Annotated in this window: 15 protein-coding genes; 12 read left to right on the top strand and 3 right to left on the bottom strand. The window is 38.3% G+C overall.

What is annotated here, in order from left to right:
- Nucleotides 1–165: 165 nt before the first annotated feature.
- The 4 genes from ABNX05_RS06695 (at nucleotide 166) to ABNX05_RS06680 (ending at nucleotide 7,077) form a co-directional block, all read left to right on the top strand.
- Entirely contained in the window at nucleotides 166–1,068 is a 903-nt protein-coding gene (locus ABNX05_RS06695) for a chemotaxis protein (RefSeq protein ID WP_197142230.1), read from the top strand.
- A 277-nt stretch (nucleotides 1,069–1,345) separates the two neighbouring features.
- Entirely contained in the window at nucleotides 1,346–2,899 is a 1,554-nt protein-coding gene (locus tag ABNX05_RS06690) for a Ppx/GppA phosphatase family protein (protein ID WP_349659022.1), read from the top strand.
- Nucleotides 2,889–5,045 (top strand): RNA degradosome polyphosphate kinase, encoded by a 2,157-nt coding sequence (locus tag ABNX05_RS06685; RefSeq protein WP_349659021.1) that lies wholly within the window; start codon nucleotides 2,889–2,891, stop codon nucleotides 5,043–5,045. Before ABNX05_RS06690 ends, ABNX05_RS06685 begins: the two co-directional genes overlap by 11 nt.
- Nucleotides 5,046–5,073: 28 nt before the next feature.
- Nucleotides 5,074–7,077 (top strand): EAL domain-containing protein, encoded by a 2,004-nt coding sequence (locus tag ABNX05_RS06680; protein ID WP_349659020.1) that lies wholly within the window; start codon nucleotides 5,074–5,076, stop codon nucleotides 7,075–7,077.
- Nucleotides 7,078–7,102: 25 nt separating this feature from the next.
- On the opposite strand, the gene ABNX05_RS06675 is transcribed toward ABNX05_RS06680, so the two are convergent.
- Both ABNX05_RS06675 and ABNX05_RS06670 read right to left on the bottom strand, forming a co-directional pair.
- Entirely contained in the window at nucleotides 7,103–7,567 is a 465-nt protein-coding gene (locus tag ABNX05_RS06675) for a hypothetical protein (RefSeq protein WP_349659019.1), read from the bottom strand.
- A gap of 54 nt (nucleotides 7,568–7,621) precedes the next feature.
- A complete protein-coding gene (locus ABNX05_RS06670) occupies nucleotides 7,622–8,236 on the bottom strand; it encodes a TetR/AcrR family transcriptional regulator (RefSeq protein ID WP_349659018.1) in 615 nt (204 codons plus the stop codon).
- 217 nt (nucleotides 8,237–8,453) lie between these two features.
- Between ABNX05_RS06670 and ABNX05_RS06665 the strand changes: the two genes are divergently transcribed.
- The 7 genes from ABNX05_RS06665 to ABNX05_RS06635 all read left to right on the top strand — a co-directional run bounded on the left by ABNX05_RS06665 (nucleotide 8,454) and on the right by ABNX05_RS06635 (nucleotide 15,642).
- The gene (locus tag ABNX05_RS06665; protein WP_432760128.1) at nucleotides 8,454–9,347 is read left to right on the top strand and encodes an NAD(P)-dependent oxidoreductase; all 894 of its coding nucleotides are present in this window, start codon (nucleotides 8,454–8,456) and stop codon (nucleotides 9,345–9,347) included.
- A gap of 15 nt (nucleotides 9,348–9,362) precedes the next feature.
- The gene (locus ABNX05_RS06660) at nucleotides 9,363–10,883 is read left to right on the top strand and encodes a CoA-acylating methylmalonate-semialdehyde dehydrogenase (RefSeq protein WP_349659016.1); all 1,521 of its coding nucleotides are present in this window, start codon (nucleotides 9,363–9,365) and stop codon (nucleotides 10,881–10,883) included.
- A 63-nt stretch (nucleotides 10,884–10,946) separates the two neighbouring features.
- Nucleotides 10,947–12,263, top strand: coding sequence for a GntP family permease (locus tag ABNX05_RS06655; protein WP_349659015.1), 1,317 nt, complete (start codon nucleotides 10,947–10,949; stop codon nucleotides 12,261–12,263).
- Nucleotides 12,264–12,275: 12 nt separating this feature from the next.
- Nucleotides 12,276–13,037, top strand: coding sequence for a 3-hydroxybutyrate dehydrogenase (locus ABNX05_RS06650; protein ID WP_349659014.1), 762 nt, complete (start codon nucleotides 12,276–12,278; stop codon nucleotides 13,035–13,037).
- Between the two features lie 16 nt (nucleotides 13,038–13,053).
- Nucleotides 13,054–14,238 (top strand): iron-containing alcohol dehydrogenase, encoded by a 1,185-nt coding sequence (locus tag ABNX05_RS06645; protein ID WP_349659013.1) that lies wholly within the window; start codon nucleotides 13,054–13,056, stop codon nucleotides 14,236–14,238.
- A gap of 143 nt (nucleotides 14,239–14,381) precedes the next feature.
- Nucleotides 14,382–14,834, top strand: coding sequence for an HIT family protein (locus tag ABNX05_RS06640; protein WP_349659012.1), 453 nt, complete (start codon nucleotides 14,382–14,384; stop codon nucleotides 14,832–14,834).
- Nucleotides 14,827–15,642: a PP2C family serine/threonine-protein phosphatase gene (locus tag ABNX05_RS06635; RefSeq protein WP_349659011.1), complete on the top strand. Its 816-nt coding sequence runs from the start codon at nucleotides 14,827–14,829 to the stop codon at nucleotides 15,640–15,642. The genes ABNX05_RS06640 and ABNX05_RS06635 overlap by 8 nt, the downstream gene beginning before the upstream one ends.
- On the opposite strand, the gene ABNX05_RS26365 is transcribed toward ABNX05_RS06635, so the two are convergent.
- The gene (locus ABNX05_RS26365; protein WP_432760127.1) at nucleotides 15,639–16,097 is read right to left on the bottom strand and encodes a hypothetical protein; all 459 of its coding nucleotides are present in this window, start codon (nucleotides 16,095–16,097) and stop codon (nucleotides 15,639–15,641) included. The genes ABNX05_RS06635 and ABNX05_RS26365 overlap by 4 nt on opposite strands.
- Before the next feature lie 148 nt (nucleotides 16,098–16,245).
- Here ABNX05_RS26365 and fadH point away from each other — a divergent pair, with 148 nt between their 5' ends.
- A complete protein-coding gene (gene fadH, locus ABNX05_RS06630) occupies nucleotides 16,246–17,013 on the top strand; it encodes a 2,4-dienoyl-CoA reductase (protein ID WP_349659010.1) in 768 nt (255 codons plus the stop codon).
- Nucleotides 17,014–17,015: the final 2 nt, after the last annotated feature.

Genomic DNA, 17,015 nt, shown 5'->3' with positions numbered 1-17,015 from the left:
CTTGGCGAGCCAATTGGCTTTTTGTTTTCTGTATGGTAGTTCACCCGTGTTATGGATGGCGAGCCATGTTAATAATAAAATTGGAAAAAGCAAGTAGGAGAAATGTATCGCCTATGATACAATTGAATTATAAATAGAAGTTGGATAGAAAGGAGCGGGGTTGCTTTGGAACATAAAGGTATATTATTAGAAAGTGGCACAAATGAGCTAGAAATTGTTGAATTTGAAGTAGCTAATAATAAATTTGGTATTAACGTTATTAAAGTAAAAGAAATTATTCAACCGATTCCAGTAACATTTATTCCACACGCGCACCCGCATGTAGAAGGGATCATTCAATTACGAGGTGAGGTATTACCAGTAGTTGATATGCTCCGAGTATTAGGTATTCAAAGTCAAGAGCGTAGTTCTCAGCAAAAATATATTGTAGCTGAGTTTAATAAACAGCGTGTAGTATTTCATGTAGATAATGTAACACAGATTCACCGTATCTCATGGAATCAAATCGAGAAGCCTTCTGATATGTATCAGGGAGGAACATCACAAGTTATTGGTGTTATTAAGCAAAACGAGCAAATGATTTTATTGCTTGATTTCGAGAGAATTATGGTAGACATAAATCCCGATTCTGGTATTAGTGTAGAAGCCGTTAAAAAGCTTGGTAAACGTGAGCGTTCTGAAAAACGAATTTTAATTGCAGAAGATTCACCATTATTACGTAAGCTCTTATTCGATACTATGAATGAAGCAGGTTATGAGAATGTTGAATTCTTTGAAAACGGCCATGATGCTTATGAATACCTCCAAGCTATCGTTAAAAGTGGTAGCGATGTAGCCGAGCATATTCAATTAGTTGTGACGGACATTGAAATGCCACAAATGGATGGGCATCATTTAACGCGTAAAATAAAGGAGCATCCAGATCTCCAAAAGCTTCCTGTCATTATTTTCTCAAGCTTAATTACAGATGATCTTCGTCATAAAGGTGACCAAGTAGGTGCAGAGGATCAAATTAGTAAGCCAGAAATTACGGAGCTTATTTTACGAATCGACCAACTTATCATATAAAATAAAATTAAAGTTGGAAAAGGTACTTCACAATATTAATAATGGGTATCCTGAAAGTATATTAATAATGTAAGAAAGTCGGATGCCTCTTTTAGGCTCCGGCTTTTTTGTATAGATACATGAGGCTAGGGAAAAATAATATACAACGAGGAAGGCAAACCATTAGTCGACGAAAAAGAGGAGAGCACCCGAATGTTCGAGTACTTATACATTGTGGTTCACCTCCATATTTGATGTAGATCCATTAATACTATGCATGCGCTAAGGAAGTGATTATTTGAATGATTTAAAAACCGCTATTATCGATATTGGCTCAAACACTGTTCGCTTAGTATTGTATCGATATGATAAAGAAGAGGGACTTCGTGAGATTGGAAATATTAAAACGGTTGCACGTTTACGTACATATTTACAGCCCTCTGGTGAAATGTCTGAAGAAGGTATAAAAGTATTAACAGAAACATTACTGACTTATAAAGCAATACTTGATGATTATGAAGTGACTGATGTGAAAGCTGCTGCAACAGCTGCAATCCGTCAGGCAACTAATAGAGAAGAAATACTGACCTTAATGAAAAAACAGACAGGCATTCAAATAGAGCTTTTAACTGAAGAAGAAGAGGCATATTATGGCTTTGTTGCAGTGGCGCATTCTATAAGCACAAAGTCCGCTGTAACAATCGATATTGGTGGCGGTAGTACAGAAATAACGCTATTTGAAAATAAAGAACTACAGAAATCTCATAGTTTCCCGTTTGGTACAGTTTCTTTAAAGCAACGTTTCGTAAAGGGCGAGATTATGAATGGTAGTGAAAAAAAGGAACTAATTGCATTTGTGAAGGAACAGTTCAAATCACTTTCATGGATTCAAAATATCGGTTTACCGATTATTGCTATTGGCGGTAGTGCTCGAAATATTGCCCAAATTCATCAACAAAAACATGCATATCCAATCGCAAGTGTACATGGCTACGAAATGACGCAGGGCAATTTAGATGAGCTCAGTGTATTTTTAAATAATTTAAGCTTTCATGATTTGAAACAGTTAGATGGGCTTTCGACAGATCGTGCGGATATCATCGTTCCTGCATTAGAGGTTTTTAATGTGTTGATGGAAATTGTCGGAAGTGGATTATTCCAGATAACAAAAAAGGGTTTGCGAGAAGGGCTCGTTATACAGCGTATTTTACAAACAGATAAAAGTGCGTTTGATAAATACAATGTGTTTGAGGGAAACGCTAAAAGATTTGCTCGTCAGTATGGTCGTTCTGAAGAAGAAGCGGACTATTTAATGCAGTTAACGGATCAATTGTACCGTGAATGTTGCCACTTTGGTTATTTACAACATCATCCAAAAGATTTGCACTTATTGTCGAAAGCGGCGAGGGTGTTTAATATTGGGGAGTATATTGAGTTAAGTTCGGCTAGTCAGCATACTTTTTATTTAATTGCGAACCAAACTATCGATGGGTTAAGTCATAAGGAACGTGTAAAATTAGCACTTTTAGCTTCGTATAAAAATAAAGATTATTATCAGCGATTCGCTGCTCCGTTTATAGAATGGATGAGTCGTGAGGAGTATCGCAAAATACGAGACTTTGGTGCTTTTTTGAAATTTGTCTATGCGTTAAATGTGTCTAAACGAACAATTGTTAAGACTATAAAGATGCAAACAAAAGAGGATTATGTACAGCTTAGCATCTATGTGAAAAATAATGCGGCCGCTGAAAAATACCAAGCAAACCGACAAAAAAAACATCTAGAGCGCGCACTAAAGATACCGATAAAAATAAACTTTGTGGAAGTAGGGTTGAACAATTATGACAACTGAAATTACGAATAATCAGTTAAATGACAAGGAATCAACAGAAATACAAGGTCGATTACTAGAGGAAATCGCTAAACCGCAATACTATAACAACCGTGAATTAAGCTGGCTTGCCTTTAATGAACGAGTTTTAGAGGAAGCAGAGGATATCGATAATCCTCTGCTAGAACGATTGAAGTTTTTAGCAATTTTTAGTTCGAATTTAGATGAATTTTTCATGGTGCGTGTTGCAGGACTACAGGATCAAGTGCGTGCAGGTTTCCATAAGCCCGAAAATAAGTCAGGCTTAACACCAAAAGAGCAATTAGCGAAAATTGCAGAACGAACTCAGGCATTAGTGCGCCGACAAACTGAAGTTTACAGACACTTAATATATGATTTATTACCACAGCATAATGTACATATCGCAGACATGAAAGACTTAAATAGTGCACAGAAAGCATTTATCAATGAAATGTTTGCAGAAACAATCTTCCCTGTTTTAACACCCGTAGCTGTAGATGCTTACCGTCCTTTCCCGACTTTGCTTGGTAAAACATTAAATTTACTTGTTTTATTAGAGCAAGATGAAGCGGACATTGAGAATCATGAAAAGGTAGCTATTGTACAAGTTCCATCTGTTTTAGATCGTTATATTAAAGTACCATCAGCAGACGGAGAGACGGTTATTGTCTTATTAGAAGACGTGATTGTAGCGCATATAGAAAAGCTCTTTTATGGTTACAGTGTCAAATCAGCGCAGGCTTTCCGTTTGACACGTAATGCTGATTTAACGATTCATGAAGAAGGTGCAAGAGATTTACTTGTAGAAATCGAAAAAGAGCTGAAAAAACGTAAATGGGGTGTAGGCAGTCGTCTCGAAGTTCGTGAGGGTGAGATGAGTGAGGAAGTGCTTACATACTTACTCGATGAATTTGAAATTGAAGAAACGGATGTCTTCCATATAGATGGACCATTAGATTTAACATTTATGTTCTCTTTTGTAAAAGGTATATCTGTTGGTAGAGAACATTTAGAATATGAAAGCTTTATCCCACAGCCGCCATTAGATTTGCAATCGGATGAAAATATTTTTGAAAAAGCGCTGCAACAAGACATTTTCTTCCATCATCCGTTTGAATCATTTGCGCCAATTGTAGATTTTATTGCAGAAGCGGCCGTTAATCCGAACGTTTTAGCAATCAAACAAACTTTATATCGTGTAAGTGGTAATTCACCCATTATACAAGCCTTAAAGCTTGCAGCAGAAAATGGTAAACAGGTAACAGTTTTAGTTGAATTAAAAGCACGTTTTGATGAAGAAAATAATGTTCTTTGGGCAAAGCAACTTGAGCAAGCTGGCTGCCTTGTTATTTACGGCATGAATAACTTAAAGACACATTCGAAAATAACGCTTGTTGTAAGTCGGCGTAATGGGAAAATTGAGCGCTTTGTTCATCTGGGTACAGGAAATTATAATGATGCAACTGCAAAAATTTATACAGATATGGGTATCATAACAACAGATAAGGAATTTGGCATTGATGCCACTAACTTCTTTAACTATTTAAGTGGCTATACAGAGAAACCAACTTTTAATCATTTAGTTGTGGCCCCGTTTGATATTCGAGATGAATTTATCCGCTTAATGGATGAGGAAATTGCCTGTCATAAGAAGCATGGTAATGGTTTTATTCGAGCTAAAATGAATTCACTAACGGACAAAGACTTAATGATGAAGCTATATGAGGCATCGATTGCAGGTGTGAAAGTAGAGCTGATCATTCGTGGAATTTGTTGCATTAGACCAGGCATCCCTGGAATTAGTGAAAACATAACAGTAACGAGCATTGTTGGTCGTTTCCTCGAGCATTCGCGTATTTATTGGTTCCATCATAATGGGGAAAATAAAGTATATTTGTCTTCGGCGGATATGATGACTCGTAATATGATTAAACGTGTGGAAATTTTATTCCCAGTATATGCAAGCGAAGCCAAAGCTCGTATTATTAACATTATGAATACACAACTTGAGGATACAGCAAAAGCTCGTATTCAAGACTCCAATGGAAAATATCATTATAAAGAATTTGATCGTGGTGAAGATCCAATTAACAGTCAGGAAATTTTCCTAAAGGATGCACTAAAACCTACGCTAGACGAAGAATAAGCAAACACGCTACTTAGTGAGGGATATAATGAAAAAATATAAAGAGAATGTAGCGCAATTTGCAGACTATCATCAAATCATACAACTTAATCCATTTGATGCGGTCGTATGTTTGAGAAAAGTGGATACAAAAGCGTTTGAAGTCGTTAATTTTAACGATAAACTACCGTCATTTTTGAACCTACAAGATGTGAAAGCTACTAACGCTGAACAATTTTTTACGGAGCAGTGCTGGCTACAATTATCGAATATAGTACAACAACAATTAAATCTAGAGCAAAGGCTAGAAGTATGTACGGAGCACAAAGTAAAAACATTTGCTGTTCGTGTACAGCACTTAGAAAATTCAGTTGTAGCAGTTATTCTACGTGAGAAGAAAATTGAAGTAGAACCTTATTTGCAATTTGTGGAACAGCACGTATGTCCGGTGTTAACAGCTGATTTACAAGGTCGCATTATTCATCAAAATGTTGCTGCCACTTCTCAGTTGTTAAAAGAACAACAAAGCTTGATCGGACAAAATATTTTTTCATTATTAGAGAGTAAGTATATCGACGAATTTAAATTATTATTTGCAAAAACTATTGAGGGCTCAGCATTTGGTATGCCAGAATGCTTGTTTAAACAACAACTGTTAAGTAAAGAACCATTTTATTTACGAACGCATCCAACATACTTTAATGGTGAAATTATAGGTGTACATTTATTTGTGAAAGACGCAACCTCATTTATGAATGATCATCAAGCCTTTTATTACCTAGCGTTAATGGACGAATTAACGGGTATTTGGAATCGTAAGGCTTTAAAGGAACAGTGGCTTCAGCATTTAAATGATAAAAAGCAAAATAAGCAAGCAGCTATTATTTTGATGGATATTGATCGTTTTAAAAAATTTAATGAATCCCTTGGCGAAAGTAAGGGTGATGAGCTTATACGAATGTTTAGTCAAAGACTTCGGGAGCTCTGTCACGCTAAATGCTCGTTTTATCGTTATAATAGCGATGAATTTATTTTTGTTCTTAAAGATGCAACCGTCGACAAAATTGAACAGATGGCCAATGCTATTTTAGATGCATTAAAACAGCCATTCATGATTGATGGGCAGGAATATTTTATTAGTGTGTCGATTGGTATCTCCCTTAGTCCAGCGGATGGCAAAGATTTAGAAACACTTATACGTAAAGCAGATAAAGCATTATTTTCTGTAAAAGACCATGGTCGTTCACACTACCGTTACTATCGTGAAGATACGACAACTATTTTTCCAAATGAGGCACTAATGGAGGCGCATTTACGTCGTGCTATCGAATTTAACGAGTTAAGTATCCATTTACAGCCACAAATGGATTTAACGAATAACAGTATTAATAGCTTTGAGGCATTATTACGATGGAATAACCGGAAATTTGGCTTTGTGTCACCTGCACAGTTTATACCCATTGCAGAGGCATCAGGCTTAATTATTGAAATCGGTGATTGGATTATTGACGAGGTGTGTCGCTATCAAAAAGAGTGGCAGATGAATGGCTATCGACCAGTACGAATTGCCATCAATATTTCGCCAAAACAATTTAGAAAAGAAAACTTTGCTCGGAAAATTAAAGCGGCTTTGAAAAAATATAATGTGCCACCTGAATTATTAGAGGTGGAAATTACCGAAAGCTCTATGACGAATGTCCATGAAACATTTTCAATTTTAACTGAATTAAAGCAGCTAGGTGTTTATGTTTCCGTGGATGATTTTGGAACGGGCTATTCATCTTTAAGCTATTTAAAACGTTATCCGATAGATATTATAAAAATTGACCAATCGTTTATAGCGGATATTACGAAAGATGATAAAAATGAGGCCATTATTAAAGCCATTATTTCAATGTCCCATAATTTAGGGTTGGAGGTCGTAGCTGAAGGAATCGAGGAACTATCACAGGTCGATTTTCTAAAACGTCACCAATGCCAAAAAGGACAAGGCTATTTATATAACAAGCCATTGCCCGTAGAAACCATTGTTAATAAATATTTTGTTAGCTAAAGCTAACAAACAAAGTAGCACTTCATCAATTCTGATGAAGTGCTACTTTTTTAGAGCTTGGGAAAGGGGTGGGGGGATCTAAGCGAAATGAAGGTACAATCCGACCGAAATAAGGGATAACCGAATCACTACTCCAGGCAACCTGATCAAAAAAGGGTATACCCGGATCACTTTTCCGTGCAACCTGATCAAAAAAGGATATAACCGGATCACTATTCCAGGCAACCTGATCAAAAAAGGATATAACCGGATCACTTTTCCAGGCAACCTGATCAAAAAAGGGTATACCCGGATCACTTTTCCAGGCAACCTGATCAAAAAAGGGTATACCCGGATCACTTTTCCGTGCAACCTGATCAAAAAATGGTATACCCGGATCACTTTTCCGTGCAACCTGATCAAAAAAGGGTATAACCGGATCACTTTTCCGTGCAACCTGATCAAAAAAGGATATAACCGGATCACTACTCCAGGCAACCTGATCAAACAATGGCTTTACCCGAACGCATGCAGCTTCCACCTATACAAATCCTTCTAACATGAGCTATTTATTTTTTATTTTCAATCCATCTAACACAATAGCTGTAAATTGTGCCATTTCCGCGGATAAATCGAAGTCTTCATTATGAATTAACCAGTCATAGACATTTGCACGCATACAACGTTGAATAATTGTTTGAATATGATTAACCTCAATATCGTGACGAAACTCCCCAAGTTGAATACCCTCTTCGATATAACTGTTCATAATTTGGAAAATCATTCTTTGTGGACTAATTAAATAATGATCTTGTTCCACTTGACTTGTCATCGCCGCAGTATAGACTGTACGCAATAAATCCTTTCCCACAACGTTCGTTAAATACTTCATTTGCTCTTGATAAAGCGTTAAAATTTTTTCGCTTGCTGGTAAAGAAGAGTCGATATTTTTTTCTACAGTGCTATAAAAACTATCGAGTTCCTTAAATTTTTCTAAAATAACATCGTACTTAGTTGGGAAATAAGTGTAAAACGTTCCCTTCGATACATTGCATGCTTTCGTAATTTGTTCAATGGATACATGCTCATATCCATGTTTATTAAATAAATCTAAAGATGTTTTAAGTAATTTTGCCCGTGTTTCTATTGCCTTTTTTTGACGGCTCGTTAGTGGATTCATGTTCTCATATTCCTCCGAAATAAGTATATTAAGATGCCCTTGTAAAAAATCTGAAAATATAAAATATTTTGATTGACGTAAGGGATTTAGTTTGATTATCATTTAATTGACTGGGGTCAATGACTGCGGTTAATTAATATTTTGTTATTAATGTTACGACAAAGGAGTAGAGTTGGCTAGTGTTTCTCGAATTTTCAAGGAGCAGGGGAGGTCAATAATGACGGAGAAATTAGGTTTTATCGGCTTAGGCAATATGGGGTTACCGATGTCAGTAAATTTATTAAAGGCTGGCTATAAGGTTTATGGTTTTGATATTAATTCGCAAGCAATTGAGCAATTTAAAAAAGAAGGTGGAGTTGGATTTGCAACAGCAAAGGAAGTTGCTGAGCAAAGTGATATTATCATGACTAGCTTGCCGACACCACAAGTAGTAGAACAAGTATATAGATCTGAACAGGGTATATTGCACCATGCTAAGAAAGGATGTTTATTAATAGACTTTAGTACGGTGAATCCCGAATTAAATGATTCCTTACATAAGGAAGCACAATTATTGGGATTAAGTTATCTTGGGGCACCTGTTAGTGGAGGCGTTATAGGTGCTATTAATGCAACACTTACGATAATGGTTGGTGGTAAAGAGGAGGATTATCAAACTGGGTCTGAAATTTTCCAAATAATAGGTAAAAATATTTATTATCTTGGTACGTCTCCAAGTGTAGGTACACGTATAAAATTACTCAATAATTTAATGATTGGATTCTATACAGAAGCAGTCGCTGAAACAATCGTGCTTGGTGAAAAAATGGGGATCCATGCAGATACGCTGTATGAAGTATTAAGTAATAGTTATGGTCAAAGCCGTATTTATGAACGCAATTATTTGGAATACATGAAAAACGACAACTATCAGCCAGGTTTTTCTACAAATCTATTACTAAAAGATTTGAAGCTTGCAAAAAATATGGCAGATGAAGCAGGGGTACCACTTCGAATCGGGGAAAAATTAGTGGATCTTTATAGCGATATTTCTCAGCAGGGCTATGGAGAAAATGATATGTCTGCCACTTATTTAAGTTTAAAAGAAAACTGTAAAATTGAACAATCTTAAAGGAGGACTAAAAATATGACAACAGCACAAGAGGCTAAAACTTTAACACACTTTATTGGTGGAGAACTAGTAGAAGGGAAAAGTGGACGTTTCGGTTCAGTATATAATCCAACGACGGGAGAGGTAATTGCAAAGGTTCCACTGGCAACTGTAGAAGAAACGCGGGAGGCTATTGATAAAGCACAGGCAGCGTTTCCACAATGGAGAGATACGTCAGTAGCAAAACGTGCTGAGATTGTATTAAAGTTCCGTAATCTTATTACTGAAAATATGGAGGAACTTCTACAAGTTATTTGTACAGAGAGCGGTAAAACAATTGAGGATGCGAAAGGTGAAATTACACGTGGTTTGGAGTCTGTTGACTTAGCTATTAGTGCACCTCATTTAATGAAGGGAGAGTATTCTGTCAACGTCGGTGGTCAGATTAATGCCTACTCTGCAAAGTATCCATTAGGTGTAGTAGCGGCTATCTCGCCATTTAACTTCCCAATCATGGTGCCTTTAGCACAAACAAGTATGGCAATTGCTGTCGGCAATGCAGTTATTTTAAAAGCTTCTGAGCGTGTTCCTATGACTGCCTTATATGTGAGCGAACTTTGGAAAAAAGCTGGTTTACCAGATGGTATTTGGACGGTAGTAAACGGGGATAAAGATGCAGTGAATGAACTATTAGAGAACCCGATTGTACAAGCAATTTCATTTGTAGGATCGACACCAGTTGCCCAATATATTTATGAAACAGGCTCGAAATACGGTAAACGTGTTACAGCTCTTGGTGGAGGGAAAAACAATATGGTTGTGATGCCTGATGCAGATCTTGATCAGGTAGCAAATGCATTTATCGGAGCAGCTTATGGGGCAGCCTCTCAACGTTGTATGGCCATTTCAACGATTATGCCTGTTGGCAAAGATACAGCAGATCGTCTTGTTGAAATCTTAAAGGAGAAAATCTCTAACTTGAAGGTAGGTTCATATACAGATCCAGAGACAGATTTTGGCCCTGTCATTTCACAGCAATCGAAGGAAGCGATTATTGCGGCTATTAAACGAGGCGAGTCTGAAGGTGCGACGGTTATTTGTGATGGTCGTGAGCTCGATATTGTCAAAGAGTCAAAAGGATTCTTTGTAGGGCCAACATTGCTAGATAACGTAAAACCAGGCATGGAAATTTACGAACAAGAAATATTCGGTCCAGCTCGAAATGTTGTACGTGTTGATTCATTAGATGAAGCCATCCAACTTATTAATAAGCATGAGCTTGGAAATGGGGTAACAATCTTTACGAATGACGGTTTAGCAGCTCGTAAATTTACAACAGAAATCGATGTTGGGATGGTTGGCGTGAATGTACCAATTCCTATTCCAGTTGGTTACCATAACTTTGCAGGATTTAAAGGCTCTCGTTTTGGTGAAGGGCATATGTTTGGTCCCGATCAGGCACGCTTCTTTACAAAAACAAAAACAATATCAGAGCGTTGGATGACAGGTCAAGTATCGACAGCATCTACGTTTGCATTCCCAAGTAATAACGACTAGTGAAAATAGAAGAGCTGTGTTCTTTTACAGCTCTTTTTTCAAAAAGAATATGAGGAGGATGGGATGTTAGAATACGTTGGGCTTTTTGGTAGTTTAGCTTTACTCGTGTATTTAACGATGAGAGGCGTAAATTTACTGATTTCAGCGCCGTTGACAGCATTGATAGCGGCAGTAACGAATGGTCTAGCATTTTTTCCACAAACAGCTGATGAGAATCAGACTAACTTCTTAACAAGTTATATGGACGGGTTTACGGGATTCGTGGGTTCATGGTATTTAATGTTCATGGCAGGTGCTATTTTTGGAAAGGTAATGGAGGATACTGGGGCGGCCGATAGTGTTTCTAAATGGATTGTAGAAAAAATTGGAGTGAAATATGCAGCCTATGCAGTAGTACTTGCTGCAGCTGTACTAACATATGGTGGTGTCTCAGTGTTTATCGTAGCCTTCTCGGTCTATCCAATGGCTATTAGTTTATTCAAGCAAGCGAATTTTCCTCGTCGCTTTATACCTGCTGCACTTGGTTTAGGTTCTGTAACCTTTACGATGACCTCAGCAGGTTCACCGGAAATTCAAAACTGGATTCCTATTCCATACCTTGGTACAACGCCATATGCTGGATGGGAAGTAAGTATAGTTGTTGCAATTTTTATGGCAATTGGTGGGTCACTGTGGCTAAATTGGATGATCAAACGTGCAGTAAAAAGCGGAGAGGTATTTATAGAACGATCTAATGACCCAGTAGTTGATGAATCTCGTAAGCTTCCGAGTCCAATTTTAAGTGTTGTACCACTATTAGTAGTTTTAGGAATTTCCTTTGTGTTCCATAATTCTCTTGGAACTTCAGCTTTAATTGTGGCATTAACGAGTGGATGTATTACTGCTTATTTAGTGAGCTATAAATATTCAAAATCTGTCGGTGCCACACTAGGAGCTGGTGCTATGGGTGCTGTTGTAGCTATTGCTAATACAGCAGCGGTGGTTGGTTTCGGAGGTGTGGTAAAAGCTACACCATCATTCGTGGCAACTGTTGACGTTATGACTAATATTCCTGGAAGCCCGTTAATTGGCGGTGCATTAGCCATTGCTGTAATAGCTGGTTTAACAGGCTCAGCTTCTGGCGGTCAAACAATTGCAATGCCTTTACTTGCGCCTCACTATATTGACATGGGAGTTGATACCGAAGCATTACACCGTACAATTGCTATTGCGTCGGGGTCTCTCGATTCATTGCCGCATGGCGGTTATGTAGTAACAACGATCAATTCTGTATGCAATGAAAAGCATAAAGATGCTTATATGCCATTTGGTGCCTTAACTGTCATTATACCAATCATAGGTACGATCATCGCAATCATATTATTCTCACTAGGAATGTAGGAGGACTTTGAGGTGAAAGGAAAAACAGTTTTTATTACTGGAGCAGCTCGTGGTATCGGGTTATCCATGGCATTAGCGTTTGCTGAGCAGGGAGCGAATGTAGTGATAACAGATATAAATGAACAGCTTTTAGCAGAGGCAGTTAAGCATAATCCGCAATTAACTGCATACACATGCGATGTTACAAATGAACAAGCTATATGTGATGCGATTGACTTTACTGTTAAAAAGTTTCAGACAATAGATGTTTTAATCAACAACGCAGGGTTTCAGCATGTTTCTCTTATAGAGGATTTCGCGACTGAAATCTTCGAATCTATGCAAAAGGTGATGCTTGTTGGGCCTTTTATAGCAATGAAATATGTTTTACCACATATGAAGAAAAATAAGTTTGGACGCATTATTAACATGGCATCTATTAATGGCGTTATTGGGTTTGCAGGTAAAGCTGGATACAATGCCGCAAAACATGGGCTTGTCGGTTTAACGAAAGTGGCTGCACTAGAGGTTGCAACTGAGGGGATAACCGTGAATGCCATTTGTCCAGGATATGTCGATACAGAATTAGTGCGTAATCAGTTTAGGGATTTGGCAAAGACAAGGGGAATTCAAGTAGAAGAAGTGCTTGAGCAGGTGCTATATCCACTCGTTCCTCAAAAACGTTTACTAGATGTATCGGAAGTTACGGGACTTGCGCTTTATTTAGCTAGTGATATGGCAAAGGGTATAACAGGTCAAGCAATACTTTTGGATGGCGGTTATACAGCACAATAGCTTAGGAGGGTGAAATATGATTCAAACAAAAACAATCTATACAGTTCATTCACCAGGAACAATCGTTTATGGACGAGATTCTTTTGAAGAAGTGGGCGTATATGCAAAAAAATTAGGGACTAAGGCTCTTATCATTAGTGATCCGATCATGGATCGCTTAGGCTTTGTTAATCAATGTAGCACATTCTTAAGAGACAATGGATTGGAAACGCTTTCATATTTAGGGGTAACAACGGAACCAGTGGATACGTATGTAGCGGAGGGGCTTCATATTTTACAGTCTGAGGGTTGTGATCTTATTATTTCCGTCGGTGGCGGGAGCTGTATCGATACAGGAAAAGCTATCGCAGTAGTCGCAACGAATGGTGGCTACATTGGCGATTATATGAAAATGGAAAAAATTGCAGAGCAAGCACCGATTCCACATATCGCAATACCGACAACAGCGGGAACGGGCTCAGAAGCAACAGATGCAACCGTCATTACTAATACGAAAAATGAAGTGAAAATGATGATTAAGCAGCCCGCATTTATGCCAAATATAGCTATTGTTGACCCGATTTTAACGGTTACATCTCCACCATCCATTACTGCGGCAACTGGTATCGATGCATTAAGTCATGCCATTGAAAGTTATTTATCTCGATTAGCACATCCGTACTCGAATGCTCTTGCATTATCAGCTATGGAGCTAATCGTAAATAATATTTTAAAAGTTTATGAGCAAGGTAACGATATTGATGCGCGGGAAGCGATGTCACTAGGCTCAATGCAAGCAGGTCTTTCATTCTCAAATGCTTCTGTCGCTTTAGTGCACGGCATGTCTCGTCCAATAGGAGCGCTATTTCATGTACCACATGGTATTTCAAATGCAATGCTTCTGCCAGCAGTATTAGAATTTTCAAAGGATGCTTGTGTCGATCGCCTAGCAGATCTAGGTAAGTTTTTCAATAAAGATAATGAACTGTTATCTCAAGAAGAGCTTGCCGATTTAGCTATTGTTTCAATTAAGGAAATGTGCAAGAAGATGGATATAGGGAATTTGAAACAATGGGGAATTGATGAGCAAGCGTTTTACGATGCTATTCCAAAAATGGCAGCTGATGCAATTGCCAGCGGTAGCCCCGGAAATAATCCTAAAGTCCCGACACAGGAAGAGTTAATGGAGCTTTATAAAATTGCTTTCCATTATGAGTTTTAGGAATTCGAAAAGAGACTGTCTAAAATAGAGTTACAAATTCATATGTAATTTGTAACTCTATTTTTTATTAGATTGGAAAAACATACCAACTTATTGATAAATGTGTTATAATTTCGAAAATTTAGACGGAGGAGTGAGGATTAATGGAGGAATGTTTTATTTGCAATAAACATGCTGGCAACATTCTAGCTTCAGAGTTAAGGATTTATGAAGACAAATACGTTTATGTTGGGCATATAGACAGAAGTGGAGCACCAAATTATATAGGTCATATCATGATTGATTTAAAAAGACATGTTCCTACTCTTGGAGATATGACTATAGAAGAGGCAAAAGCATTTGGTGTTATTATGGCTAGAGTTAGTAAGGCAATTATGGAGTGTGAGAATGCAGAGCATATCTATTCATTGGTTTCTGGAAACTCAGTGCCACATTTGCATATGCATTTAGTTCCTCGATATCCGAATACGCCTAAACAGTATTGGGGACCAAATGATGTGTATGATTGGGAAAATGCCCCTATGGGTGACAATATAGAAGTTGTTAAGCTTTGTACTCGAATAAAAACATATCTTGAGAATAATGCATATGAGTGAATCTATAGAAGATTTTAGTTGGATAGGTAGCCAAGACAACTTCATAGATCACCCGAATCTTTATCAAATTAAACATGTTATTGTTGGACGATATGGTGGTAACTCCGACGCAGGACAATATAAAAACGAAGACGGTTGCTTAGTATGGCTAGATGAAAAGCTAGATTGGGAGTTTTCCATTTTACTAGATGCTCATAATACATCTGAGAGTGCTCAAAAAATTATCGAACAATTTCTTGATCATAAAAATGAACTTACACATTTATTATCTTTACCGACAAATCATCAAACCTTCAAAAGGATCGAAGAGAAAATTTTAACTATATTTCAAGCGGAACAGTTCTTATCTATTTGCCGCAATATTACTGGAGAAACTGCGTGTTTAATTGTTGTAAGAAAGGATAAATATGTATGGTGGTTTTCGATTGGAGACTGCGTTCTTTTTTTACTTCATCAAGAATTGGCTGCATTAGGTCAGTTTCAATTAAATCAAAGGCAATTTTACGAATGGATAGGACAAGTCAACACGTTTGAACAGGACGTCCCTTGCTATAGTGTAGGAATTAAAGAATTAAGAAAAGGAGAAAATCGTCTTTTTCTAACTACAGATGGCTTACTTGAATGTCCTCATGAACCATACACTAACCCAATTAACATTTACAATTCCTTCTGTAACGCAAACGATAAGGAAAGCATTTGGTCAATGTTAAAGAATATCCAAAAAAATGGTGTCAAAGATAGCACTACTATAGTTTTCTGGAAAGTGAATATTTCAAAGGAAGCTACTAGAGCGAGTAATCAAGATTAATGGGTGTAATACTCGTGCGGGTCAGTGAAATGCCCGCGGAAGAGAAGCAAATACCCGCGCGAGGCGGTGAAATACCCTCGGAAGAGGAGCAAATACCCGCGCGAGGCGGTGAAATACCCGCGCGGAGCGGTGAAATACCCGCGGAAGAGAAGCGAATACCCGCGCGGAGCGGTGAAATACCCGCGCGAGGCGGTGAAATACCCGCGGAAGAGAAGCGAAGCCCGCGCGAGGCGGCGAAATACCCGCGGAAGAGGAGCAAATACCCGCGCGAGGCGGTGAAATACCCGCGGAAGAGAAGCGAATACCCGCGCGAGGCGGTGAAATACCCTCGGAAGAGGAGCGAATACCCGCGCGAGGCGGTGAAATACCCGCGGAAGAGGAGCAAAGCCCCGCGCGGAGCGGTGAAATACCCGCGGAAGAGAAGTGAAGCCCGCGCGCAACAATAAAATATCCACGAATACCCCGCAACATAAGAATTCCAGCTAGAAGAACCTTTCAATTTTGCATCCTCTCTATAGATTTGTAGAATTAATATGACATATGTGAGAGAATATAGTAATATTTAAGTGAATCATCATTCATTTTTACGAAGGGGGAAATTGTATGTTGCAGGGGAAAACAATTATTATTACGGGTGGATCAAGTGGAATGGGGCTTTATATGGCGAAGCAATTCGTTGCTGAAGGGGCAAATGTTGTCATTACAGGTCGTAATGAAGAGCGGCTGGCAGAGGCGAAAGCTTTTATTTTAGAGGCGGGAAAAACGATTGAAACATTTCCAATGGATGTTCGCGTGCCTGAGCATGCGGAGGCGATGCTAGCATTTGCTGTTGAAAAGTTTGGACAAGTTGATGGGCTTGTGAATAATGCAGCTGGTAATTTTATTGTGCGTGCAGAGGATTTATCTCCTAATGGTTGGAAGGCTGTTGTTGATATCGTTTTAAATGGGACATTCTTTTGTTCTTCTACGGTCGGTAAGTACTGGATCCAAAATAATATTAAAGGATCTATTCTTAATATGGTTGCAACTTACGCATGGAATGCAGGTGCTGGTGTTATTCATTCGGCAGCAGCGAAAGCAGGTGTATTGTCATTGACTCGAACGTTAGCTGTTGAATGGGGAAAACAATATGGCATTCGAGTAAATGCAATTGCTCCAGGTCCTATTGAGCGTACAGGTGGTGCAGATAAGCTTTGGGAGTCAGAGGCTGCAGCGGCTCGTACATTGGACTCTGTTCCATTAGGTCGTACAGGTACGCCTGAAGAAATTGCTGATTTAGCAACATTTATGATGTCTGATAAGGCAAGATATATGAATGGGGAATGTGTGACACTTGATGGTGGGCAATGGCTCAATCAGTATCCATTCTAAAA

Source organism: Lysinibacillus zambalensis (genome assembly GCF_040183165.1).
Classification (GTDB): Bacteria; Bacillota; Bacilli; order Bacillales_A; family Planococcaceae; genus Lysinibacillus; species Lysinibacillus zambalensis.
Note: the sequence above shows the minus strand (reverse complement) of the source record. Positions and strands in the feature narration are given on the sequence as shown.

Bases quoted from the DNA above. Each gene is read 5' to 3' on its own strand.
- ABNX05_RS06655 (WP_349659015.1), top strand. From the start codon at position 10,947: ATGTTAGAATACGTTGGGCTTTTTGGTAGTTTAGCTTTACTCGTGTAT.
- ABNX05_RS06685 (WP_349659021.1), top strand. From the start codon at position 2,889: ATGACAACTGAAATTACGAATAATCAGTTAAATGACAAGGAATCAACA.
- fadH (WP_349659010.1), top strand. From the start codon at position 16,246: ATGTTGCAGGGGAAAACAATTATTATTACGGGTGGATCAAGTGGAATG.
- ABNX05_RS06635 (WP_349659011.1), top strand. From the start codon at position 14,827: ATGAGTGAATCTATAGAAGATTTTAGTTGGATAGGTAGCCAAGACAAC.
- ABNX05_RS06680 (WP_349659020.1), top strand. From the start codon at position 5,074: ATGAAAAAATATAAAGAGAATGTAGCGCAATTTGCAGACTATCATCAA.
- ABNX05_RS06640 (WP_349659012.1), top strand. From the start codon at position 14,382: ATGGAGGAATGTTTTATTTGCAATAAACATGCTGGCAACATTCTAGCT.
- ABNX05_RS06645 (WP_349659013.1), top strand. From the start codon at position 13,054: ATGATTCAAACAAAAACAATCTATACAGTTCATTCACCAGGAACAATC.
- ABNX05_RS06660 (WP_349659016.1), top strand. From the start codon at position 9,363: ATGACAACAGCACAAGAGGCTAAAACTTTAACACACTTTATTGGTGGA.
- ABNX05_RS06665 (WP_432760128.1), top strand. From the start codon at position 8,454: ATGACGGAGAAATTAGGTTTTATCGGCTTAGGCAATATGGGGTTACCG.
- ABNX05_RS06670 (WP_349659018.1), bottom strand. From the start codon at position 8,236: ATGAATCCACTAACGAGCCGTCAAAAAAAGGCAATAGAAACACGGGCA.